Genomic DNA, 1,813 nt, shown 5'->3' with positions numbered 1-1,813 from the left:
CTCGAAAGGCACCTCGCCGCTCTCGCCTTGGCGTTGATCTCCTCCGGCGTGCCGTACTTGGCGACGACCCTCAGAAGAGCCTGCACTTCGGGGTTCGCGGGGTCGAGCAGGAAGCGGTTGACCTCTTCCAGCCTTTCCTGGCTGATGCGGAACAGTTCGCTCGTCATAACCATCTCCTCCGGTCCGGTATTTTTGTTGAAAATCTCGTTGCCTCTTCACCATGCCAAAAACTTGGCCCGATGATACCACAACCCAAGAGGTTCTCACCAAGGACTCAAGGGGACGAAAAATCCTTCGTGTAAGGAAGCACAAAAGCGCCCCGCTGGATCATTCAAAAAGCCCCCGGGGGCTACCCCCCGGGGGCGGGGTTCACTACTCTACAGCCCCAGGAGCGGTAGTGCCGTATCGAGGTCCTTGTCGCCCCTTCCCGAGAGGTTAACCAGCACCGTCTCCTTCGCCGTGAGCCGGGGGAGCATCTTCAGCGCATGGGCCACGGCATGGGAACTCTCCAGGGCCGGGATGATACCCTCCAGCCGGCAGAGCGTCTCGAAAGCGCTTACGGCCTCGTCATCGGTGATGGAAACGTAGGAAGCCCTGCCGCTTTCCAAAAGGAAGGCGTGCTCGGGACCCACGCCGGGGTAATCCAGCCCCGCCGAGATGGAATAGACCGGTGCGGGCTCGCCGTCGTCATCGGTCAGGACGTAACTCCTGAAGCCGTGGATGATGCCCGGCTTCCCCACCGAGAGGGTCGCGGCGTGATCCTTCGTGTCGAGCCCCCGCCCGGCGGGCTCCACGCCGAAAAGTTTCACCCTGTCGTCCCCGAGGAAGCCGGAGAAGATCCCCATGGCGTTGCTCCCTCCGCCCACGCAGGCCAACACATTGTCGGGAAGCCTGCCCTCCCTCTCGAGGAACTGCTCCCGGGCCTCCCTGCCGATGACGCTCTGGAAATGCCTGACGATCGTGGGAAAGGGATGGGGCCCCACGACGGAACCCAGCATATAGAATGATTCCGGCTCCGCCACGTAGGCGTCGAGGGCCGCGTCGACGGCCTCTTTCAAGGTCCTCTGGCCGTGGGTCACGGAGATCACCTCGGCGCCCAGGACCTTCATCCGGGCCACGTTCGGGGCCTGCCTCCGGACATCCTCCTCACCCATGTAAACGGTGCACTTCATCCCCATCAGGGCCGCCACCGTGGCCGTGGCCGTCCCGTGCATGCCCGCCCCGGTCTCGGCGATGATCCTCTCCTTGCCCATCCGCTTCGCGAGCAGGGCCTGGCCTATGGTGTTGTTGATCTTATGCGCCCCGGTGTGGTTCAGGTCCTCCCGCTTGAGGAAAAGCCTTCCACCGCCGTATTCACGGGAGATGTTGGCACAGTATGTCATGGCGGAGGGTCTGCCCACGTATTCCTTCAAAAGCCTGGCGTATTCCTTCCCGAAAAGCTCATCACTGCTGGCCGACTCGAAGGCGGCCTCCAGTTCATCCAGCCTGGGTTGCAATTGTGCGGGCACGTAACTGCCCCCGAAGGTACCGAAATAACCCTTCCTTGCCTCGACTGTCTTGCTTGCGCTCTTCATTTCCTCTTCCTCCTCGGCTCACGATATCGGGGTTGTCCGCAAACAAAAAGGGGCGTTCATCCTTTTATGGATACGCCCCTCGTTTCAGAATAAAAAACGCGGGGTACACGGTCGAAACCGCGCACCCCGCGCGTAGTCACGCGACGGGTCGCGGCGCCTTAGCGCCACCACCAGTTGGAATTGACGGACTTCATGGAACCTCTGCTGAACTCGGCTATTCTCATCTGCGGACACTCCCT

The 1,813-nt window shown here is 61.4% G+C and carries 2 protein-coding genes; both read right to left on the bottom strand.

From position 1 onward, the window contains the following. The coding region (locus tag GX108_02090; protein NLO55837.1) for a hypothetical protein at nucleotides 1–167 on the bottom strand (167 nt) is incomplete at its 3' end. Nucleotides 168–377: 210 nt separating this feature from the next. Further along, nucleotides 378–1,574, bottom strand: coding sequence for a tryptophan synthase subunit beta (gene trpB / locus GX108_02085; protein ID NLO55836.1), 1,197 nt, complete (start codon nucleotides 1,572–1,574; stop codon nucleotides 378–380). Nucleotides 1,575–1,813 lie beyond the last annotated feature (239 nt).

This window comes from Thermovirga sp. (assembly GCA_012523215.1).
Classification (GTDB): domain Bacteria; phylum Synergistota; class Synergistia; order Synergistales; family Thermovirgaceae; genus 58-81.
This window is presented reverse-complemented; position numbering and strand designations above follow the sequence as displayed.